Source organism: Streptomyces sp. NPDC058335 (assembly GCF_042723915.1).
In the GTDB taxonomy this organism is placed as follows: domain Bacteria; phylum Actinomycetota; class Actinomycetes; order Streptomycetales; family Streptomycetaceae; genus Streptomyces.
The window spans coordinates 158,479-178,760 of sequence record NZ_JBHXHX010000010.1 but is presented as its reverse complement, the minus strand read 5'-3'; the positions used below and the strand labels follow the sequence as shown (position 1 = coordinate 178,760).

At 70.7% G+C, this 20,282-nt stretch carries 19 protein-coding genes and 1 pseudogene; 10 read left to right on the top strand and 10 right to left on the bottom strand.

Features of this window, described 5'->3' with window-relative positions; all coding sequences use genetic code 11:
• Positions 1-28: 28 nt before the first annotated feature.
• The 3 genes from ACFWJX_RS21480 to ACFWJX_RS21470 all read right to left on the bottom strand — a co-directional run bounded on the left by ACFWJX_RS21480 (position 29) and on the right by ACFWJX_RS21470 (position 2,845).
• The gene (locus ACFWJX_RS21480) at positions 29-1,033 is read right to left on the bottom strand and encodes a zinc-binding dehydrogenase (RefSeq protein WP_383245457.1); all 1,005 of its coding nucleotides are present in this window, start codon (positions 1,031-1,033) and stop codon (positions 29-31) included.
• Entirely contained in the window at positions 1,030-2,187 is a 1,158-nt protein-coding gene (locus ACFWJX_RS21475; RefSeq protein ID WP_383245455.1) for a mandelate racemase/muconate lactonizing enzyme family protein, read from the bottom strand. The genes ACFWJX_RS21480 and ACFWJX_RS21475 overlap by 4 nt, the downstream gene beginning before the upstream one ends.
• A gap of 331 nt (positions 2,188-2,518) precedes the next feature.
• Entirely contained in the window at positions 2,519-2,845 is a 327-nt protein-coding gene (locus tag ACFWJX_RS21470; RefSeq protein ID WP_383245452.1) for a hypothetical protein, read from the bottom strand.
• Positions 2,846-2,863: 18 nt separating this feature from the next.
• Here ACFWJX_RS21470 and ACFWJX_RS21465 point away from each other — a divergent pair, with 18 nt between their 5' ends.
• From ACFWJX_RS21465 to yjfF, 6 genes are all read left to right on the top strand, one after another.
• A complete protein-coding gene (locus tag ACFWJX_RS21465; RefSeq protein ID WP_383245449.1) occupies positions 2,864-3,331 on the top strand; it encodes a hypothetical protein in 468 nt (155 codons plus the stop codon).
• A 472-nt stretch (positions 3,332-3,803) separates the two neighbouring features.
• Complete coding sequence (locus ACFWJX_RS21460) at positions 3,804-4,847, top strand: LacI family DNA-binding transcriptional regulator (RefSeq protein WP_383245447.1); 1,044 nt, start codon at positions 3,804-3,806, stop codon at positions 4,845-4,847.
• A 143-nt stretch (positions 4,848-4,990) separates the two neighbouring features.
• Positions 4,991-5,998: an ABC transporter substrate-binding protein gene (locus tag ACFWJX_RS21455; RefSeq protein ID WP_383245444.1), complete on the top strand. Its 1,008-nt coding sequence runs from the start codon at positions 4,991-4,993 to the stop codon at positions 5,996-5,998.
• 208 nt (positions 5,999-6,206) lie between these two features.
• Positions 6,207-7,739, top strand: a complete 1,533-nt coding sequence (locus tag ACFWJX_RS21450; protein WP_383245441.1) for a sugar ABC transporter ATP-binding protein — start codon at positions 6,207-6,209, stop codon at positions 7,737-7,739.
• Positions 7,736-8,833, top strand: coding sequence for an ABC transporter permease (locus tag ACFWJX_RS21445; RefSeq protein WP_383245438.1), 1,098 nt, complete (start codon positions 7,736-7,738; stop codon positions 8,831-8,833). Before ACFWJX_RS21450 ends, ACFWJX_RS21445 begins: the two co-directional genes overlap by 4 nt.
• Entirely contained in the window at positions 8,833-9,855 is a 1,023-nt protein-coding gene (gene yjfF, locus ACFWJX_RS21440) for a galactofuranose ABC transporter, permease protein YjfF (RefSeq protein ID WP_383245436.1), read from the top strand. Before ACFWJX_RS21445 ends, yjfF begins: the two co-directional genes overlap by 1 nt.
• Positions 9,856-9,942: 87 nt before the next feature.
• Here the strand turns inward: yjfF and ACFWJX_RS21435 are convergent, their stop codons facing one another.
• Complete coding sequence (locus ACFWJX_RS21435) at positions 9,943-10,380, bottom strand: MarR family winged helix-turn-helix transcriptional regulator (protein WP_383245433.1); 438 nt, start codon at positions 10,378-10,380, stop codon at positions 9,943-9,945.
• A gap of 128 nt (positions 10,381-10,508) precedes the next feature.
• Between ACFWJX_RS21435 and ACFWJX_RS21430 the strand changes: the two genes are divergently transcribed.
• A complete protein-coding gene (locus ACFWJX_RS21430; protein ID WP_383245430.1) occupies positions 10,509-11,531 on the top strand; it encodes an NADP-dependent oxidoreductase in 1,023 nt (340 codons plus the stop codon).
• Positions 11,532-11,677: 146 nt separating this feature from the next.
• On the opposite strand, the gene ACFWJX_RS21425 is transcribed toward ACFWJX_RS21430, so the two are convergent.
• The gene (locus ACFWJX_RS21425) at positions 11,678-12,832 is read right to left on the bottom strand and encodes a serine hydrolase domain-containing protein (protein WP_383245427.1); all 1,155 of its coding nucleotides are present in this window, start codon (positions 12,830-12,832) and stop codon (positions 11,678-11,680) included.
• A gap of 355 nt (positions 12,833-13,187) precedes the next feature.
• On the opposite strand from ACFWJX_RS21425, the gene ACFWJX_RS21420 reads away from it, so the two are divergent.
• Positions 13,188-13,985 carry an EI24 domain-containing protein gene (locus ACFWJX_RS21420; RefSeq protein WP_383245425.1) on the top strand — a complete coding sequence of 266 codons (798 nt, stop codon included), beginning with the start codon at positions 13,188-13,190 and terminating at the stop codon, positions 13,983-13,985.
• On the opposite strand, the gene ACFWJX_RS21415 is transcribed toward ACFWJX_RS21420, so the two are convergent.
• Positions 13,966-15,252, bottom strand: a complete 1,287-nt coding sequence (locus ACFWJX_RS21415) for a pyroglutamyl peptidase (RefSeq protein ID WP_383245423.1) — start codon at positions 15,250-15,252, stop codon at positions 13,966-13,968. The genes ACFWJX_RS21420 and ACFWJX_RS21415 overlap by 20 nt on opposite strands.
• Before the next feature lie 259 nt (positions 15,253-15,511).
• Between ACFWJX_RS21415 and ACFWJX_RS21410 the strand changes: the two are divergent.
• Positions 15,512-15,745, top strand: a pseudogene (locus tag ACFWJX_RS21410) (fibronectin type III-like domain-contianing protein); the annotation flags it as partial.
• Between the two features lie 126 nt (positions 15,746-15,871).
• On the opposite strand, the gene ACFWJX_RS21405 reads toward ACFWJX_RS21410, so the two are convergent.
• A complete protein-coding gene (locus ACFWJX_RS21405) occupies positions 15,872-16,843 on the bottom strand; it encodes an aldose epimerase family protein (protein WP_383245420.1) in 972 nt (323 codons plus the stop codon).
• A 15-nt stretch (positions 16,844-16,858) separates the two neighbouring features.
• Positions 16,859-17,755 carry an SGNH/GDSL hydrolase family protein gene (locus ACFWJX_RS21400; RefSeq protein WP_383245418.1) on the bottom strand — a complete coding sequence of 299 codons (897 nt, stop codon included), beginning with the start codon at positions 17,753-17,755 and terminating at the stop codon, positions 16,859-16,861.
• Between the two features lie 282 nt (positions 17,756-18,037).
• Between ACFWJX_RS21400 and ACFWJX_RS21395 the strand changes: the two genes are divergently transcribed.
• Entirely contained in the window at positions 18,038-18,532 is a 495-nt protein-coding gene (locus tag ACFWJX_RS21395) for a DUF3145 domain-containing protein (protein ID WP_383245417.1), read from the top strand.
• Between the two features lie 83 nt (positions 18,533-18,615).
• Here ACFWJX_RS21395 and ACFWJX_RS21390 read toward each other — a convergent pair whose 3' ends face one another.
• Positions 18,616-19,911, bottom strand: a complete 1,296-nt coding sequence (locus tag ACFWJX_RS21390; protein ID WP_383245414.1) for a beta-ketoacyl-[acyl-carrier-protein] synthase family protein — start codon at positions 19,909-19,911, stop codon at positions 18,616-18,618.
• Positions 19,912-19,996: 85 nt separating this feature from the next.
• Positions 19,997-20,245 carry an acyl carrier protein gene (locus tag ACFWJX_RS21385; RefSeq protein WP_073493203.1) on the bottom strand — a complete coding sequence of 83 codons (249 nt, stop codon included), beginning with the start codon at positions 20,243-20,245 and terminating at the stop codon, positions 19,997-19,999.
• Between the last annotated feature and the right edge of the window lie 37 nt (positions 20,246-20,282).

Sequence of the window (20,282 nt, the reverse complement as noted above, 5' to 3'; positions counted from 1 at the left end):
GTCAGGTCGCCTCCGTACCGGCGTACGACTAGGGGTGGAGCAGGACCTTGCCCACCTTCGGATCGCCGGACCCCACCAGATCGATGGCCTGCGAGAACTCGGCGAGCGGCAGCTCGTGGGTGACCAGCGGTGCCGGGTCCAGCAGACCGGCGGCGAAGACCCGCACGGTGTGCGCCCAGGCGTCCGGCGGCGCACCGAAGACGGTGTGCACCTCCAGCTGCCGGACGACCAGGTCGGTGGGGTCGAGACCGTCCGCGCCCGGCGCCGGGATGCCCGTCAGGACCAGCCGGCCACCGCGTCTGAGGAGCGCCGCGGAGGTGCGCGCGGCGGACGCGGACCCGGCGGTCTCGATCACCACGTCGAAGTCGCCGGGAAGTTCCTGGTCGCGGGTACGGAAGTCGGTGGCCCCGAACTGCCGTGACAGGGCCTCCCGGTCCCTCCGGGTGCCGACGACGAGCAGTTCGGCCGGGGACCCCGCCTTCAGGAACTGGACGGCGAACATGCCCAGCGTCCCGGTGCCGACCACCGCGACCCGCTCGCCGGGCCGGGCGTTCGCCTTGATCGCGGCGGCCGCGATACAGGCGGCGGGCTCCAGCAGCGCGGCGGCGGTGAGATCGGCGTCGTCCGGGAGGGCGTGGAGCAGCCGGGCCGGCAGGGTGAGGGTGGCGGCCATCGCCCCCGGCTGGGTGAAGCCGGTCTCCTCGTACCCGTCCGTGCACAGCGTCGTCTCGCCCGCGTGACAGCGGTCGCAGACCTGGCAGTTGCGGAAGCCCTCACCGACGACCTTGCGGCCGGTCAGCGAGTCCGGCACCCCGGCGCCGACCGCCTCGACCGTCCCGGACCACTCGTGTCCCGGGGTCAGCGGGTAACGGACGTAACCCTCGGGCCGGTTGCCCTGGTAGACCTCGCGGTCGCTGCCGCAGATGCCCACGGCGTGCACGCGGACCAGGGCCTCACCCGCGCCCGGCTGCCGGGGCTCGTGCGAGGTGAGCCGGTGCTCGCCCGGCCCCTCGATGACGACAGCGCTGCTCACTTGCCGCCCTTCGGCTTGCGCTGCTCCCAGCCCTCGGCCCAGAGGTCGAAGCGGGCCTGCTGCTGCGGGAACTCGGCGGCCGCGTCGACGTCCAGCTCGACGCCGAGGCCGGGGGCGTCGGAGAGGTGGAAGTAGCCGTCGATCACCTCGGGCGCTCCCTTGACGACCTTCTTGATCTCCGAGTCCGCGAAGTCGTTGAAGTGCTCGAGGATCTTGAAGTTCGGGGAGCTGAACCCGACCTGGAGGGAGGCGGCGGTCAGCACCGGCCCGCCGACGTTGTGCGGGGCGACCAGCATGTAGTGCGTCTCGGCGGTCGCGGCCAGCTTGCGCGTCTCCCAGATTCCGCCGATGTGGCCGACGTCGGGCTGGATGATGTCGACGGCCTGGCTCTCGAAGAGCTCGCGGAACTCGATGCGGTCGTGGATGCGCTCACCGGTGGCCAGGGGGATGTCGACCTTCGCGGCGACCTTCTCCAGGGCCTTCAGGTTCTCCGGCGGGCAGGGCTCCTCCAGCCAGGCGGGCTTGAAGGGCGCCAGCTCGTGAGCGAGGCGTACGGCCGTGGCGGGGGAGAAGCGGCCGTGCATCTCCAGCATCAGCTCGGCGTCCGGGCCGATGGCGTCGCGCACCGCCTCGATCAGGGAGACGGCGTACAGGCTCTGCTGGTGGTCCAGCTCGAACTGTCCGGTGCCGAAGGGGTCGATCTTGAGCGCCTTGTACCCGCGCTCCATGACCCCCTGGGCGGCCTTGTGGTAGGCCTCCGGAGTCCGCTCGGTGGTGTACCAGCCGTTGGCGTAGGCCTTGACCTTGTCGGTGACCTTGCCGCCGAGGAGCTGCCAGACGGGCACGCCCAGGGCCTTGCCCTTGATGTCCCAGCAGGCCATCTCGACGACGGCGATACCGGACATCACGATCTCGCCGGCGCGCCCGTAGTCGCCGTACTTCATCCGGCGCGTCAGGTCCTCGACAGCGAACGGGTCGGAGCCGAGAATATGGTTGACCTCGGCCTCCTTCAGATAGCCGAGCAACGCGTCGGTGTGGCCCAGCATCCGGGTCTCTCCGACACCGGTGATGCCCTCGTCGGTGTGCACCAGGACGTAGGTCAGGTTGCGCCATGGCGTACCGACCACGTGCGTGCTGATTCCAGTGATGCGCACGGAAATCACCCTTCGCTGTTCGAGATTTCGTCACATGTTCGAAATGCTGGGCAGACAGTAAGGATGGCGTGAGCGGGGTGTCAATGGGTCGAACGGGTAACGATTCGACAGTTTCGGCGCTCCTTCCGGAAGCCGGGAACCGGCGGTGTGTCACAGGTCACTCGGGTTGGCGTGCCGGTTTGGCGGTTTCCCACACAACTTTCACAGCCGAGCCCGGGAACGTGACGCTCCGGGAACCTAGTCTTCCCGCGTCATGGACTACTGCCACCCGTGCCGAAGGCACCTCAATGGCGCCCTCGCCTGCCCGGGGTGCGGCGCACCTGCCGAACAGCTACGCGCGTATCAGCCCGACCCGTACGAGCCGGAGACCCCGTACGGGCAGCAGCAGCCGTACGGGCAGGAGCCGTACGAGCCGTCGTACGCGACGGAGGCGTACCCGCAGGGCGCGCCGGAGCGAGAGGCGCCCGGCGACGACCCGGACGCTCCAGGTCGTCGAGGCGATCATGACGATCACGGGGCCGAAGCCGAGGTCGAAGCCGACGAGGCTCAGGGGCGCGCCGCGCGCCGCCGTGAGCAGGGCCGGGGTGGTCGGAGGGGTCCCGAAGGCGCGGCTGCCGCACCCGACGCGAGTCGTCGTGACCGCAAGGCCTCGGCCCACCGCCGGCGCCGCAGGCGCGTGGTGCTGGTCGGCGTCGGCTTCGTCCTGGCGGCGGGCGGCCTGAGCCTGGCCGAACTCGGCGTGGACGCACCGGGGTTCTCGTCCCCCAGCAACCCCGCGGCGGCCGGGGGAGAGTCGTCCGAGGTCGACGGGTCGACGGCGGAGCCGAGCCCGTCCGAGCGACCGCTGGACGACAGGACGGACGCGGGCGGGGCCGGGGCGTCCTCCTCCCCGAGCCCCTCCGCCTCCCCGTCGGCGTCGGAATCCTCGAAGGACGACAAGGCCACGCCGACCCCGGACGGGGAAGCGCAGTCGGCCACCCCCGGCCCCTCCGGGCCGACCGCCGGATCGACGACCCCGTCGGACCCGGACCCGGACTCGGATCCGGACTCCGCTCCGCCCGACCGTCCGACCTCGTCCCCGAAACCGTCGCCGTCGCCGTCGCCGTCGGAAACGTGCGAGCGCGTCCTGTGGTGGTGCTCGTAGGGCTCCGGCCGGGCGGCTGAGCGGGCGGTGGCGCCGCTGGACGGCCGTCCAGGGCGGCGCGGCCGGCGTCCCGGTGGCGCGCACATCGCCCGGCGCGGGTGCGGGGCCGGCTCGTTCCCGCCGTAGCGGCCGTCGTCGAGTCTCGCTCGGCGCAGGCGCCCTCTCCTGCCTCCAGGCCTGTGACCAGGGCATATGTGTCATGGCCATCAGGCGCGTTATGGAACCGTGACGACCATCCGCTGCAACCCTCTTGACCGCCATGAATTGTTAGCGCTCACAATGACCTCCGCTTCACCAGTCGGTTTCCGTCGAGAAACACGGGAGTTACGAGCGTTGTGCCCCTAGTGCCCCAACTCGCCTTCCGTTCCCCCGCCGTCGGAGCCACCGGAATCCCGGCGTGAAGCCGGCGGCGCGGGATCAACCATCCACCCCACAGGACTTATCGGCGGACGAGCGCCAAGGAGGTGCGGCCGTGACCCATACGCAGCTTCGGCCGCCCACCATGGCCGACGTGGCGCGCCTGGCCGGCGTGTCCCACCAGACCGTGTCCCGCGTGCTGGGGGATCACCCCAACGTGCGGGAGCAGACACGGGACCGCGTGCTGCGGGCGATCGAGGAGATGGGCTATCGCCGCAACTCCTCCGCACGGGCCCTGGTGACCCGGCGCACCCGGACGCTGGGTGTGGTCGCCTCCGACACCACCCTCTACGGGCCGGCCAGTACCCTGTTCGCGCTCGAAGAGGCGGCACGCGCCGAGGGCTATCTCGTCTCGACGGTCAGCCTGCGCAGACTGACCGTGGAGGAGCTGTCCGAGGCCCTGGACCACCTCAGCGAGGGCGGGGTGGAAGGAGTGGTCGCCATCGCCCCGCAGCGGTCGGCGGTGGAGGCTCTGGCCGAACTCCGCCACCCGTTCCCGGTGGTGGTCGTGGGCAGCGGGCCGGGCGTGGACATCCCCAGCGTCAGCGTGGACCAGCAGCTCGGGGCGCGGCTGGCCACCGCCCATCTGCTGGCCGCCGGCCACCGCACGGTCTGGCACCTCGCCGGGCCCGAGGACTGGCAGGAGGCGGCCGACCGGGCCGCCGGCTGGCGGTCGACCCTCGAAGCGGAGGGCATCGAGCCGCCCATGCTGCTGCGCGGGGACTGGAGTCCGCTGTCGGGCTATCGTGCGGGCCAGGAACTGGCCGGCTGGGTGGGCCGGGGGCTGACCGCCGTCTTCGTCGCCAACGACCAGATGGCACTGGGGGTGCTGCGGGCCCTGCGCGAGGCGGGGGTCCGGACTCCCCAGGACGTCGCGGTGGTCGGCTTCGACGACATCCCGGAGTCGGAGTTCTTCGCTCCTCCGCTCACCACCGTCCGGCAGGACTTCGAGGCGGTGGGCAAGCAAGGCATCGCACTGCTCCTCGATCTGATCGAGGGCCGGCCACCAGCCGCCTCCCGGATCGCGATCGAACCCCAACTCGTCGTGCGCGCCAGTACGTTCCCGTACACCGCCCAGTCGGAGCGCGCACCCCTCTGACCCTCTGACCGACCGGTCGGACGCACCTGCCCAGCGGTGTGGCCGACATATCGAACGATGATCGACAGGCTGGACGCAGCGTGGCCGGTCCCATCGAGTACCAGCAGGTCCGTCCCCGGACCGGCTCTTCAAAGGAGAAGAACATGCTCAGCAGACGAAACTTCCTCACCGCGGCGGTCGGCGTGGCAGCCGCGGGCGGCCTGGCTGCCTGCGCCAAGGAGGACGACAGCTCCACCGGCTCCTCCTCCACGGGCGGCGCCAAGACGATCACCCTCGGCTTCTCCCAGGTCGGCTCGGAGAGCGGCTGGCGCAGCGCCAACACCACCTCGGTGAAGGACGCCGCCAAGGAGGCGGGCTACAACCTCAAGTTCTCCGACGCCCAGCAGAAGCAGGAGAACCAGATCTCCGCGATCCGCAGCTACATCACCCAGGGGGTCGACGTCATAGCCTTCTCGCCGGTGGTCGTCACCGGCTGGGACGCGGTGCTGAAGGAGGCCAAGGCCAAGAAGATCCCGGTGGTCCTCACCGACCGCTCCGTGGAGACCTCCGACGACTCCCTGTACGTCACGCTGGTCGGCTCCGACTTCACCGACGAGGGCCGCCGCGCCGCCAAGATCCTCGAGAAGGTCCTGACGAAGGCCGGCCACAAGGGCGCGGTGAAGATCGCCCAGCTGGAGGGCACCACCGGCGCCGCCCCGGCGATCGAGCGCGCCAAGGGCTTCAAGGAGATCATGGACGCCGAGCACAAGGCCGACTGGAAGATCGTCGTCAGCCAGACCGGTGACTTCACCCGCGCCGGCGGCAAGCAGGTCATGGCGGCCTTCCTGCAGTCCAACCCGGACGTCAACGTGCTCTTCGCGCACAACGACGACATGGCCATCGGCGCCATCCAGGCCATCGAGGCGGCCGGCAAGAAGCCCGGCACGGACATCCTGATCGTCTCCATCGACGGCGTGAAGGACGGCTTCGTCGCGATGTCCGAGGGCAAGATCAACGCCATCGTCGAGTGCAACCCGCTGCTCGGCCCCCAGCTGATGGACGTCGTGAAGAAGGTCAAGGACGGCGAGAAGGTCGAGCGCTGGATCAAGACCGAGGAGAGCGACTTCATGCAGGACCAGGCCAAGGCCGCGCTCCCGACCCGCAAGTACTGACCGACCGCGCCCAGCGGCAGGGAGCCTCCGGCCGACCGGACCCTCGGTCGGCCGGCCCTGCGGACCATCGCGGACCGGCCCCTTTCGGGGCGGACCGAAGGCGACACCCAGGGCGCGACGGGCAGAGCGCGAGACGCAGAACGCACCACACACCAGACACGTGAATTCCCCCACCGGACAAAGCCGGTGGTCCCTCGCTAGGAGACGTATGGCAGAGCCTCGGCCCGTCCTGGAAATGGCGGGCATAGTCAAAGAGTTTCCGGGGGTACGGGCTCTGTCGGACGTCGACTTCCGGCTCTTCCCCGGTGAGATCCACGCCCTGATGGGAGAGAACGGGGCGGGCAAGTCCACCCTCATCAAGGTGCTCACGGGCGTCCACCCCCTGGACGGCGGCACGATCACGCTGGACGGCCGGTCCGTACGGATCACCAGCCCGCTCCAGGCGCAGCAGGCCGGCATCAGCACGGTCTACCAGGAGGTCAACCTCTGCCCGAACCTGTCGGTGGCGGAGAACATCTTCATCGGACGCGAACCGACCCGCATGGGCCGCATCCAGTGGAAGCAGCTGCGCCGACAGGCGGCCGGGCTGGTGGAGCGGCTCGGACTCGACATCGACGTCAGCGCCCCGCTGTCCTCGTACCCGCTGGCCGTGCAGCAACTGGTCGCCATCGTCAGGTCGCTGGGCACCGGCGACGGAGAGGGGCCGGGCACCAAGGTGCTCATCCTCGACGAGCCGACCTCCAGCCTCGACCGGGACGAGGTCCTCCAACTGTTCGCCCTGATGCGGCGGTTGAAGGACGAGGGCGTCGCGATCCTGTTCGTCTCGCACTTCCTCGACCAGATCTACGAGGTCTGCGACCGGATGACCGTCCTGCGCAACGGCACCCTGGTCGGTGAGCACATGGTGCGCGACCTCGACCAGGTCGGGCTCGTCCAGCTCATGCTCGGCAAGGCCATGGGCCAGCTGGACGAACTCCACGACCAGCAGCTGCACTCCCACGCGGGAGAGACCCTGGTCCGGGCGGAGGGCCTCGGCCGGACCGGCGGCATCGCCCCCTTCGACCTGGAGATCAGGAAGGGCGAGGTGATCGGGCTCGCCGGCCTGCTCGGATCGGGCCGGACCGAACTCGCCCGGCTGCTCTTCGGCGCCGACCAGCCGGACAGCGGCAAGGTGTCCATCGAGGGCAGGCAGGTCTCGATGAGCGCCCCCAACGACGCGATAGGCGCCGGAGTCGCGTTCTGCTCCGAGAACCGCAAGAGCGAGGGCCTGGTGCCCGACCTCACGGTGCGGGAGAACATCATCCTGGCCCTGCAGGCCTCGCGCGGCTGGACCCGGCCCATCCCGGTCGCCCAGCGCGACGAACTCGTCGCCAAGTACATCAAGGCGCTCGACATCCGCCCGGCCAACCCCGAGGCCAGGGTGGGCCAGCTCAGCGGCGGCAACCAGCAGAAGGTGCTCCTGGCCCGCTGGCTGATCACCCAGCCGAAGCTGCTGATCCTCGACGAGCCGACGCGGGGCATCGACATCGGCGCGAAGGCGGAGATCCAGAAGCTCGTCGTCTCCCTCTCCGAGGACGGCATGTCCGTCCTGTACATCGCGGCCGAACTGGAGGAGGTCCTCCGGCTCAGTCACACCATCGGAGTGCTGCGCGACCGCCGGCTGGTGGCGCAGATCGCCAACGGGCCCGAGATCACCACGAGCCGGATCCTGGAGACCATCGCGAGCGGAGAGCACCAGTGACCACCTCTTCCCGATGGCGAGCGCTGACCCGCCACCACCTGTTCTGGCCGGTGGCGGTACTTGTCCTCCTGCTGCTCGTCAACGTCCCCTTCACGCCCGACTTCTTCTCCATCCGCATGGCGGACGGCCACCTCTACGGCAGCCTCGTCTCGATCGTGCTGTTCGGATCGCCCCTCATCCTGGTGGCGGTCGGCATGACCCTCGTCATCGCCACCGGCGGCATCGACCTGTCCGTCGGCGCCGTGGTCGCCATCACCGGAGCACTGGCCTGCTCGTACATCAGCGACCAGTCCGACCAGAGCGCCCTGTCCGGAGTACTGCTCGCCATGGGCCTCGGTCTGCTGGCCGCGGTCGTCTGCGGCCTGTGGAACGGCTTCCTGGTGGCCAGGATGGGCATCCAGCCGATCATCGCCACCCTGATCATCATGGTCGCCGGTCGTGGTGTCGCCCAGCTGATCACCGACGGCCAGATCATCACCATCAACAGCGAGCCGTACAAGCTGATCGGCGGCGGCTACTGGCTGACGCTGCCGTTCTCGATCTTCGTGGTGGCCGCGGTCGTCGTCGTCACCGTCGGGCTGACCCGCCGCACCGCTCTGGGACTGCTGGTCGAGGCGGTCGGCGGCAACGCCGAGGCCAGCCGCCTGGTCGGCATCCGGTCCCGGCGCATCAAGATCATGGTGTACATGTTCTGCGCGCTGTGCGCGGGCATCGCGGGCCTGATGATCAGTTCCAACACCTCGGCCGCCGACGGCAACAACGCCGGCCTGTGGATCGAGCTCGACGCGATCCTCGCCGTGGTGATCGGCGGCACCTCGCTTCTGGGCGGCCGGTTCTCCGTCGGCGGCACGGTGGTCGGCGCCCTCGTCATCCAGACCCTGACCACCACGATCTACACGATCGGCGTGCCCACCCAGACCAACCTGGTCTTCAAGGCCGCCGTCGTCATCGCCGTATGCCTGATGCAGTCCCCGAAGTTCCGCGCCAAGGTGTTCGGTGCCAGGTTCGGCTCCAAGGGAAGCGCCACGCCGGCCGCGGCCCCGGCGGACTCCGCCGCGGCGACCGAGGCCGCTCCCAAGATGGAGGTGTCGTGATGAGCGCGACCACCCAGAGCCCCAAGGCCTCCGACAGCCGTACGCCGTCCAAGGCCGCGCGTCTGCTCGGCGACCGACGCCTCCCCGTCGCCGTGACGGCCCTGCTGTTCCTGGTCATGTACCTCGGGGGCCTGGCCCGGTACCAGAACTTCGGGTTCACCGAACCGCAGGTCTTCCTCAACCTGTTCATCGACAACGGCTATCTGCTGGTCGCCGCGGTCGGTGTCACCTTCGTCATCCTGTCCGGCGGCATCGACCTGTCCGTCGGCTCGGTGATCGGCTTCACGACGATGTTCACGGCCTGGCTGGTGGAGCGCCAGGGACTACCGCTGCTGGTCGTGATCCCCATGGCGCTGGCCGTGGGAGCCTTCGGCGGCTTCCTGATGGGCTATGTGATCCACAACTTCGAGATCCAGCCCTTCATCGTGACCCTCGCCGGCCTCTTCCTCTTCCGCGGCCTGTGCCTGGTCATCAGCAAGGAGTCGATCTCGATCAGCGACTCCTCGGTGAGCAGCATGGCCGAGACGCAGGTGTCGTTGGGGATGGGATTCCTGTCGCTCGGCGCGATCATCTCGCTGGTCGTCCTCGCGGTGGCGTTCTACGTCCTGCACTACACCCGCTTCGGACGCCGGGTGTACGCCGTCGGCGGCAACGAGCAGTCGGCCCTGCTGATGGGACTCCCGCAGGGCGGCACGAAGATCGCCGTGTACACCGTGAGCGGGTTCTGCTCGGCGCTGGCCGGACTCCTCTTCACCCTGTACATCCAGTCCGGCGACCCGTTGCACGCCACCGGCATGGAACTCGACGCGATCGCCGCGGTCGTCATCGGCGGCACACTGCTGACGGGTGGCTCCGGATATGTGCTGGGAACCCTGTTCGGCGTACTGGTGCTGGGCCTGATCAAGAGCCTCATCCAGTTCGAGGGCACGCTCAGCTCCTGGTGGACGAAGATCGCCACCGGTGTGCTGCTGTGCGCGTTCATCCTGATCCAGCGCTTCATGACGACCCGCAAGAAGACCTGATCCTGATCCTGATCCTGACCTGAGCCGGCGTGCCCGGTCCGCGGCCCGGTGGCCGCGGACCGGGCACGGTCGTCTGCCCGGCGCGGCCTAGGCCGCCAGCATCCGCTGGAGCATTCCCCGCAGCAGGATCCGTTCCTCCTCGTCCAGCCCCGACAGCGGCTCGCGGGCGAACCGCAGGGACTCCCGCAGGTCCTTGGCGATCCGGCGTCCCTCGTCCGTCGCCGCCGCCAGCTTCACGCGGCGGTCGGCCGGGTCGGGCCGGCGTTCCACCAGGCCGCGGGCCTCCAGGCGGTCGACGATGCCGGTCACGTTGGACGGCTCGCACTTCAGCTTCACCGCGAGCTTCCGCATGGGCAGGGGCTCCAGGGAGAGCAGGCTGAGCAGCCGGGCCTGCGCGCCGGTGAGGGAGTGCCCGGCGGCGGCCTCCTCGTAGTCCTGGTAGAACCGCGCCACGACCTCGCCGATCAGCTCGACGACCTCCAGGGTGAGGGCGTCGGGCCGGCGGGTCGTCTGGGGTGTGGACATGCCTTCCAGGGTACCCGCTTACTTGACATCATGAAATATCCAGGCGCATGGTTGTTTCAGGTACTGAAGTATTTGGGCCGCGCGCATGTCACCGCACAGGCGCCACACAGCACACAAGGAAGGGCACCATGTCCGACACCCCCACGCTCCCGTCCGTCAGCCGCGAATGGCGTCTGCTCAGCCGTCCCGTCGGCTGGCCCAAGGCCGAGGACTTCGAGCTGGCCGAGGCGGAGATCCGGCAGCCCGGCGCCGGTGAGGTGCTCGTCCGCAACGCGTACCTCTCGGTGGACCCGTACATGCGCGGCCGGATGAGCGCCGCCAAGTCCTACACGGCCCCCTTCGAGCTGGGCAAGGCCATGCAGGGCGGCGCGGTCGGCGAGGTCGTCGCCTCCAACGCCGAGGGCATCGCCGTGGGCGACCATGTGCTTCACTTCGGCGGCTGGCGCGAGTACGCCACCTTCGACGCCGCGCAGGCCGTGAAGGTCGACCCCGAGGCCGCCCCCCTCTCCACCTACCTGGGCGTCCTCGGCATGACCGGCCTCACCGCCTACGCCGGCCTGCTGCGCACCGCCGCCCTGAAGGAGGGCGACGTCGTCTTCGTCTCCGGCGCGGCCGGCGCGGTCGGCAGCCAGGTCGGCCAGATCGCCAGGCTCAAGGGCGCCTCGCGGGTGATCGGCTCGGCCGGCTCCGACGAGAAGGTCAAGCTCCTGGTGGAGGAGTACGGCTTCGACGCGGCGTTCAACTACAAGAACGGCTCCGTGAGCGAGCAACTCCGCGAGGCCGCCCCGGACGGCATCGACGTCTACTTCGACAACGTCGGCGGCGACCACCTCGAGGCCGCGATCGGCTCCCTCAACGAGGGCGGCCGCATCGCCATCTGCGGCATGATCTCGGTCTACAACAACACCGAGCCGGCCCCCGGCCCCAGGAACCTCGCCCGCCTCATCCAGACCCGCGGCCGCGTCGAGGGCTTCCTGGTCGGCGACCACTACGACCTCCAGCCCCAGTTCGTCCAGGAGGTCGGCCCCTGGGTCGCCTCGGGCGCCCTCAAGTACCGCGAGACCATCGTCGAGGGCATCGAGAACAACCTGGAGGCGTTCCTCGGCGTGCTCCGGGGCGACAACACGGGAAAGATGATCGTGAAGCTGTAAGACGGGCCGGGGTGCGCCCACCCTTCTCCCCACCGAGTCGGGCGGTGGGTGGGCAGAGGCCGGGAGGTCTGGGGGCGGAGCCCCCAGGTTCGGGACGGGAAGGGGCGGCGGGGGCGACCGAACCCCCACCCCCCCCAGCGCCCCCCTCACCCCAAAGCCGGCGCAGCACCCTGCACCGCGGCGACAAACCTCTCGTTCTCCACCCCCGCCCCACCCGGAAACGCGAACCGCCGCCGCGTGTACCCGTACGCCACCCCGCTCCGCGGATCCGCGAACCCCTGACTCCCCGCCGCCCCACTGTGCCCGAAGGCCCCGACACCCAGCGCCGGGTACCAGGTGTCGGCGGTGGCCTGGAACCCCAGCCCGTACGACTTGTGCGCCCGCGCCACCAGGTCGTACCCCACGGAGTGGAACTGCCCGAACTCGGCCGCCGTGTCGTCCTTCAACAGCGGCACCTTCCCCCCGACCTCGCTGATGGCCGCCGCGTACATCCCGGCCAGCCCCCGCGCGGAGGCGACGCCACCGACCGACGCCGGCCCCTTCGCCCGGACGAGCGGATCGTTGGGCAGCGTTTCGAGATCGGTCGGCTCGGCGGCATGCCGGTTGAAGGCGACGGCGGCAAGCGTGTGCGGCCCGCTCGGCAGCGCGTCGAGCAGCGCCCGTTGCTCATCCGTCGGCGCCATCGCCTGCGTCGACCGGAACCGCGGCTCGTGCGCCCCCGGCAGCCCCAGGAAGAAGTCGAGCCCGTACGGCGCCCGCACCCGCTCCTCGTACACCTCCTGGAGCGTGCGGCCGGTGGCCCGCCGTACGACCTCGCCGCTGAGCGCGCCGATGACCAGCGCGTGGTAGCCGAACGCGGTGCCAGGGCGCCAGAACGGCCGCTGGTCGGCGAGGCGTTCGGCGATCTGCCGGTCGTCCGCCAGTTCCTGACGGGAGAATCCGGAGTCGGTGCCGACCACACCGGCCCGGTGCGCGAGCAGGTCGCGCAGGGTCAACGCGCCCTTGCCCTCGGAGGCGAACTCGGGCCAGTAGTAGGTGACTTTGCGGTCCAGCTCCAGCGTCCCCTCCTGGACGAGGAGCGCGGCAACCAGGTGCGCGGCACCCTTGGTGGACGAGAACACGCCGTAGAGGGAGTCGCCGTCCGCGCCGTCCCCGGCCCACAGGTCGACGACCCGCCGGCCGTGCACGTACACGCACAACTGACCCTCGTAATCGTCCCGTTCGGTCGCCACGAACGCGGCGAACTCGTCCCGCACCGCCTCGAAGCCCGCCGCGACGGTGCCATGGATCTCCTGGGTCATCCGCTCTCCTCAACAAGACCGCTGCTTGCGTGTGCCATGGTCGACCATGCCTGTGGGGAGAAGGTGTCGAGGGCGGTGATCGGCAACGGTCCGGCAGGGGTGGCTTTCGTGGTGCGCACGCGTACCTCCTCTGTACTTGCCGTGATCGTGAGTGCTTCCGTGGATCGGTACGGCGAGGTCTACCCGTTCGACTCAACTGCAACGAGACGGTGTTGGTGTCATCGATAGCCCGGATGGCCTACGGGTGTCGCCGGGACAGGAGTTCGGGCACCGAACCGCCCGTCTCTCCGCACCGGTCCCGCGCCCGGTGCGCAGCGGCGCGGATGGCATGCCCGCGCCCCGATAGGATCCGGCCATGCATGATCTCGGGGCGGGTTTCGGATATCTCCTGCAGGGCCAGCGCTGGGTGGCCCGGCACGGGAAGCAGTACGGGTTCGGGCTCGTGCCCGGCCTGATCACGCTGGTCCTCTACCTGGGCGCGCTCGTGGCGCTCGCCGTGTGGGGCGCGGACTTCGTGGGCTGGGCGACACCGTTCGCCGACGACTGGTCGAGTCCCTGGGGCGGACTGTTCCGCGGGTTCCTCACCGCCGTGCTGTTCGCCCTGGCCCTCCTGCTCGCCGTGGTGACCTTCACCGCGGCCACGCTGCTCATCGGCCAGCCGTTCTACGAGACCCTCTCCGAGACGGTCGACCGTGATGTCTCCCCCGACGGTTCGGCCCCGGTGTCCGGGCTGCCGCTCTGGCGCGAGCTGTGGATCTCGGCCCGCGACAGCCTGCGGGTCGTGCTGCGCGCGCTGGTGTGGGGCGTGCTGCTTTTCGCACTCGGTTTCATCCCGTTTCTCGGCCAGACGGTCGTGCCGGTGATCGGCCTTTTCGTCACCGGTTTCTTCCTGACCGAGGAACTGACGTCCGTCGCCCTCCAGCGCCGTACCGTCGACGCACGGTCCCGGCTCGCCCTGCTGCGCTCCCGCCGGACCCTCGTCTGGGGCTTCGGCACACCCCTCGCGGTCGCCTTCCTGGTCCCCTTCGTCGCGGTGTTCCTGATGCCGGGCGCGGTCGCGGGAGCGACGCTCATGGCACGGGACCTGCTGGGCGAGGAGACCAGGGACGAGAACGACCGCGAGGAGCCGGACGCTATCCCGCGGTCCCACTGACCGCCACGGCCACGATCGCCCGCACCTGAGCGATGATGTCCAGCCGGTTGCGCACGAACTCCGGGTCCGTCACCGTCCCCGTGGCCGGATCGGTGTTCCCGGCGCCGAACTGGAGGACGGGCGTGTGGACATGGCCGCCCGGCAGCGCCTCGCGCAGCCCGAGCCGGTCGCGCAGCAGGGTCGCCCGGTAGGCGATCTCGTTGGAGAGGTAGTCGCCGCCGCCCCCGGCCCGCGCGCTCGACCCGGCGGTGGGCCCGTCCGGCCGTACGACGGGACCGGTGCCGCCCACCGGGATCTCGGTCACGCTCGTGTTGTCGTAGACGGGGAACCGGCCGGTGTCCGCCGCCACGATCTCCCGGTACGGCAGGGTCGTGGTCGTCCACTGGGGCTGTGAGGCCGGATCGGCGACCGGGACGGTCCCGGTCCGGCTCACGTTCTCGTTGTCCGGGAAACCGCCCCGCCAGGCCCCGTTGGTCCGCTCGACGTCGAACCGGCCCACGCGCCCCTGGCTGACGGTCGTGAACAGGTCCACCTGCCGCAGATACGGCCGCAGTGCCCGCTCCACCGTGCCCTCCGCGAAGTCCCGCCAGCGCACCGGGAACACGGCCGTCTCCACCCGGGCCGGACCCCGGGCGGTCTCGATCACCGTGCCGTCCAGCGCCAGCGCGCTCGCCCCGGACGGGTTGGAGATCCGCACGTCACGGTCCAGCGTGAAAGGGTCGAAACCGGTGACGAGAACCCGCTTCAGCCCCGTGGCGCCCCGTGGATGGCGAATGTCGGTCTGCCCGCGCGAGGCGCGCTCCAAGTCGCCGATCAGCGCCGCCCGTCGCCCTTCGCTCAGCCCGAACCCGGGCTCCCACTCCCGCACCTCGCGCGACATTCCCAACCGCGCCCAGTACAGCGGCCGGTCGTCGTCCCGGCTCAGCTCCCCGCCGGCCGGCCCCCGCCCCTGCGCCCGGTCCACCGCCCGCCGCCACAGGGCCGCACCCTCGCGTACGACGACACGGCGGGCCTGCGCATAGGAGCGCGCGGCGCCGAGCAGCCGCGCGAACTCGGGGGTCACGGTGTCGAATCCGGACGCCGCGAGAATCTCCCGCGGCGCCGCCCGGTCGAGCCGCAGCTCCTCGACGGTGGGGGCCGCGACCGAGGACGCATCGGCCGCGGCGGCGGGCGAGGTGGCCGCGGTGGCCGAGGTCGGCACCGAGAGGCAGGCCGCCAGGGCCAGGCCGAGGAGTCCTGCACGAACTCGTGGGGAACGCGGGGCCATTGAGGTCCTTCCGTCGCGGTGGGGCGCGTGGCGCGGGACGCCGGAAGTATCGCGTGACAGGTGTGGTTCACGCCATGGGGCACCCGTCCGCACCGCGCGAAGGCCGCGTGCGTGTTCCGGGTGTCCGGGGTCTGGCCGCCTGGTTGTCCGGGCGTCTCATCGGCACCGGCTCGGCCCCCAACGGGCAGATCCAGTGGAGGGCACGGACCTCCCCGACGGCGTCACCCACGACACCCTCCACACCGTCGAGCTCTAGGCCCACCTCGCGCCCACCGAGCCCGACGCCGGCCGCCCGGCACGCCGGCCGCCCGGCTTCGCCGCCGTCGAGGCGGGCCCGGGGGAGCGCGCCGAGGCCGTCGTCACCCTCCCGCGCCGCGCGTTCGAGATCTGGGAGGAGGCGGCCCACCGGTGGTTCTTTGTGAAGGGTTCGTACGAAATCCAGGTGGGTAGGTCTCTCGCGGACCGCAGGAGCACCGCGACGATTAACGTCTGACGTGGGACCTGCGCCCCAAGAGCAGCCCCGGTCCGGGACCTGACCCCTGGACCGGGGCTATTTACGTTCCCCGGGCCCGAGAGCCACCCGGAAGCGGTCCCCGGCCACCGTGCGGAGAAGCCCCGGCTACCGTGCCGAGAACCCGTAAACCGTCTCCGACCGGTACACCCCGCCCGGCCGCAGCTCGGTGCTCGGGAACTCGGGGCGGTTCGGCGAGTCGGGGAAGTGCTGGGTCTCCAGCGCGATGCCCTCGCCGGGCCCGAAGGGCTCGCCCAGGTGGTCCGCGGTGTACAGCTGGATCCCCGGCTCGGTCGTGGCCACCGTCAGCACCCGCCCGGACGCCGGGTCGTACAGCTCCGCCACCTCGACCGGCTCCGCCGTGACGCCCTTGTCGAGCACGAAGTTGTGGTCGAAGCCGCCCCCGACCTTGCGGGCCGTGAGGAAGTCGAAGCGGGTGTCCGCCACCTCGGCCAGCTCGCCCGTCGGGATGAGGCCGTCGTCGACCGGCGTGTACCGGGAGGCGGCCAGCCGCAGCTCGTGCCCGCCGGCGTGGCCCGAGCCGCTCAGGTTGAAGTAGCTGTGGTTGGTCAGGTTCACCACCGTCGGCTCGTCCGTGACCGCCTCGTACACGAACCGCAGCGCTCCCGACGCGTCCAGCGTGTACGTCGCCGTGACCTCGAGGCGGCCCGGGAAGCCCTCCTCGCCGTGCGGGCTGACCCGGCTCAGCCGCAGCCCGTGCTCGACCGGCCGCACCTCCCACACCCGCTTGTCGAAACCGCGCTGACCGCCGTGCAGCGAGTTCGGGCCGTTGTTCGGCGCGAGGGAGTACGTCACCTCGTCCAGCGGGAAGCGGGCCCGGCCGATCCGGTTCGCGTACCGCCCGACCAGCGCGCCGAGATAGGGCTCCGGATGCGTGACATAGCCGTCCAGGTCCGCGAACCCGAGCACCACGTCCGCCATGTGCCCGTCCCGGTCCGGGACCTCCACCGACTGCACGATCCCGCCGTACGACAGGACCCGCACCCGGACGCCCGCCCGCTCCAGGGTCCAGCGGTGCACCGGGGTGCCGTCGGAAAGTGTTCCGAAGTGTTCGCTCATGGGTGAAACCCTAAGTCACGCGCCGCGGGCGGTGACCTTGCGGTAGGCGATCTCGGCCAGCCTGGCCTGACCGTCCTTGCTCGGGTGGAACCAGTCCCAGTGGCTCAACTGGTCGGTCCCGAAGCGGAACTCGTACACCGCGCCGCCGTCGAACCGGCACCGCAGGTCCTTCGCGCAGACCTCCTTCAGCACGGTGTTGTAGTCCTCCACCCGCTGCTGCACGGTCTCCCGGCGCAGATTCGCCGCCGAGTCCAGCGCGTCCGCGTCGCCCAGCATCGACGGGCAGACGCCCAGCTTCCACACCTGCTTGCCCAGCACGTTCGTCCGCCCCTGCGACCACAGCCGCTTCAGGTTCGGCACGCTCGCCACGTACACCTGCGCGGCGGGCGCGGTCCGGCGCAGGGTGCGCAGCGACTCCTCGAACCCCCACCTGAAGTCGGCGACCGGCGTCATCGCCTCCACCGACGCCCGGCAGGCGTCGTTGGCCCCCGCCATCACCGTCACCAGCGCGGGCTTCTTCGCCGCCGCCCGCGCCATCTGCGCCGGCAGATCCGCCATCCGCGCCCCGGACGCCGCGTAGTTCCAACTGTGCGTGGCCGCCTTCGCCACCCCCAGCAGCCGTACGGCCAGACTGTTCACCTCGCCGCTGTCGCCGGTCGCCCAGGACACCTCGGGACAGTCCGACAGCACCGAGCACGCGTCGAAGCCGCGCGTGATGGAGTCGCCCACCGCGGCCAGCGAGGCGGGGCTGCTGTCCCACACCGGAGCCGGCGACGCCGAGGGCTTCCGCTGTTCCTGGGCGTCCGACTCGCCCGGCCCGTCCCCGCCCAGCACGTCGCAGCCCGCCGCGCCCAGCACGACCGCGGCCGTCACCGCGGCCACGGCCCGCGAGCGGTGGCTCAACTTCGGCATCCCCTGGTGTCCCCTCGGTCGTCCCGCTCGCCGGCCGGTCCCCGGCCGGACGATTCGCCGGCCCACCCAGGACAACGTCCGGGAGTTCCCGAACCCGACAGGAAGCAACGATCACGCCGGTACAGGCGTCCTGCCGGGTGAATGGGGGCCGTTCGGCGGCCCGGGACCGACGGTACGTCACACTCCTCGCGCCGCCGCACGGTAGCCTCGCCATCAGCGTGGCCGCCCGCCACAGCCGCCATGCCAGCCTGCAAGACTGTCCCGCTCTGCCCGGAGGTCCCGGTGACGACACGTGGAGTTCTGTACGTGCACTCCGCGCCGCGCGCGCTGTGCCCGCACGTCGAGTGGGCCGTCGCCGGGGTGCTCGGCACACGCGTCAGCCTCGACTGGATCCGGCAGCCCGCCGCGCCCGGCACCTGGCGCTCGGAGTTCTCCTGGCGGGGCGAGGCCGGCACCGCCTCCAAGCTCGCCTCGGCGCTGCGCGGCTGGCACCTGATGCGTTTCGAGGTCACCGCCGAGCCCTGCGCCACCGCCGAGGGCGAGCGCTACAGCTGCACCCCCGACCTGGGCATCTTCCACGCCGTCACCGGCATCCACGGCGACATCCTCATCCCCGAGGACCGGCTGCGCGCCGCCCTGACCCGGTCCCAGCGCGGTGAGACGGACCTGGAGGCGGAGATCGCCAAGCTCCTGGGCAAGCCCTGGGACGACGAACTGGAGCCGTTCCGCTACGCCGGTGAGGGCGCCCCCGTGAGGTGGCTGCACCAGGTGGTGTGACATGCGGGACCGGACGCCGCGAGACCGAACGCGAAGGGGCCCCACCTCCGGGTGGGGCCCCTTCACACACGTACAAGCGGTTCTCAGACCGTCCGGAACGCCAGCACCACGTTGTGCCCGCCGAACCCGAACGAGTCGTTCAGCGCGGCGATACGGCCCTCGACGGGCAGCTTGCGCGCCTCGCCGCGGACGATGTCCGCGTTCGCCTCGGCCTCGGGGTCGAGGTTCTCGACGTTGATGGTCGGCGGAGCCACCCGGTGGTAAAGCGCGAGGACCGTCGCCACCGACTCCACACCGCCCGCGCCGCCGAGCAGGTGACCGGTCATCGACTTCGTCGCCGAGACCGCCATGTGGTCGGTGTCGTCCCCGAACACCTTGCGCAGCGCCTTCAGTTCGGCCACGTCACCGGCCGGCGTCGACGTCGCGTGCGCGTTGACGTGCACGATCTCCGCCGGGTCCAGGTCGGTGCGGTCCAGCAGGTTCTGCAGGGCGTGCGCGATGCCGCGGCCCTCCGGCTCCGGCTGCACGATGTCGTGGGCGTCGGCGGAGATGCCCTGGCCGACCGCCTCGGCGTACACCCGCGCCCCGCGCTTGGCGGCGTGCTCGGCGGACTCCAGGACGATCACACCGGCACCCTCGCCGAGCACGAAGCCGTCGCGCCCGGTGTCGTAGGGACGCGAGGCGCCCTGCGGGTCGTCGTTGTTCTTGGACATCGCCATCATGTTGCCGAACGCGGCGATGGGCAGCGGGTGGATCGCCGCCTCCGTACCCCCGGCGACGACGACGTCCGCGCGGCCCGTACGGATCATCTCGATGGCGTAGCCGATGGCCTCGGCACCCGACGCGCACGCCGAGACCGGCGTGTGCACGCCCGCGCGGGCGCCCACGAGCAGACCCACGTTGGCGGACGGGCTGTTCGGCATCAGCATGGGCACGGTGTGCGGGGAGACGCGGCGGACGCCCTTCTCCTTCAGCACGTCGTACTGGTCCAGCAGGGTCGTCACACCGCCGATGCCGGAGGCGATGACCGCGCCGAGGCGGTCCGGGTCGACGGACGCGCCCGACGCGGCAGCGTCCGATGTCTCGGCGCCGGCCCTGGCCTCGAACCCGGCGTCCTTCCAGGCCTCCTGAGCCGCGATCAGCGCGAACTGCGCCGAGCGGTCCAGCTTGCGGGCCTGCGGCCGCGGGATGACCTCGGTGGGCTCCACGGCGATCTGCGCCGCGATACGGACGGCCTGCTCGGCCGCCCAGTCCTGCTCAAGGGGCTTGACGCCGGACTTGCCGGCGATCAGGCCCTCCCAGGTAGAGGCTGCGTCGCCACCCAGCGGTGTGGTTGCGCCGATACCGGTGACGACCACGGTGCGATTGGTCGGGCTCACGGGAATTCTTTCTCCAACGATCGGGATTCAGCGGCGCCACCGCCGGGTGGCGGGGCAGGCCGGATCATCCGGCCCCAGCAGTGGCTCAGTCCTGGTTCTTGAGGATGTAGTTCGTCGCGTCGCCGACGGTCTTGAGGTCCTTGACGTCGTCGTCGGGGATCTTGACGTCGAAGCGCTCTTCGGCGGCGACGACGACCTCGACCATGGACAGCGAGTCGACGTCCAGGTCGTCGGTGAAGGACTTGTCCAGCTGGACGTCCTCGACCGGGATGCCGGCGATCTCGTTCACGATCTCCGCGAGACCGGCGACGATCTCTTCCTGAGTGGCGGCCATGTCGGCGCTCCTTCGTTGTGTTCCAGAGGGTGTGGCA

Excerpts from the sequence above, each read along its gene's own strand:
- ACFWJX_RS21405 (WP_383245420.1), bottom strand. The coding sequence starts at position 16,843 with ATGAGCGAACACTTCGGAACACTTTCCGACGGCACCCCGGTGCACCGC.
- ACFWJX_RS21455 (WP_383245444.1), top strand. The coding sequence starts at position 4,991 with ATGCTCAGCAGACGAAACTTCCTCACCGCGGCGGTCGGCGTGGCAGCC.
- ACFWJX_RS21400 (WP_383245418.1), bottom strand. The coding sequence starts at position 17,755 with ATGCCGAAGTTGAGCCACCGCTCGCGGGCCGTGGCCGCGGTGACGGCC.
- yjfF (WP_383245436.1), top strand. The coding sequence starts at position 8,833 with ATGAGCGCGACCACCCAGAGCCCCAAGGCCTCCGACAGCCGTACGCCG.
- ACFWJX_RS21420 (WP_383245425.1), top strand. The coding sequence starts at position 13,188 with ATGCATGATCTCGGGGCGGGTTTCGGATATCTCCTGCAGGGCCAGCGC.
- ACFWJX_RS21450 (WP_383245441.1), top strand. The coding sequence starts at position 6,207 with ATGGCAGAGCCTCGGCCCGTCCTGGAAATGGCGGGCATAGTCAAAGAG.
- ACFWJX_RS21425 (WP_383245427.1), bottom strand. The coding sequence starts at position 12,832 with ATGACCCAGGAGATCCATGGCACCGTCGCGGCGGGCTTCGAGGCGGTG.
- ACFWJX_RS21435 (WP_383245433.1), bottom strand. The coding sequence starts at position 10,380 with ATGTCCACACCCCAGACGACCCGCCGGCCCGACGCCCTCACCCTGGAG.
- ACFWJX_RS21430 (WP_383245430.1), top strand. The coding sequence starts at position 10,509 with ATGTCCGACACCCCCACGCTCCCGTCCGTCAGCCGCGAATGGCGTCTG.
- ACFWJX_RS21415 (WP_383245423.1), bottom strand. The coding sequence starts at position 15,252 with ATGGCCCCGCGTTCCCCACGAGTTCGTGCAGGACTCCTCGGCCTGGCC.
- ACFWJX_RS21385 (WP_073493203.1), bottom strand. The coding sequence starts at position 20,245 with ATGGCCGCCACTCAGGAAGAGATCGTCGCCGGTCTCGCGGAGATCGTG.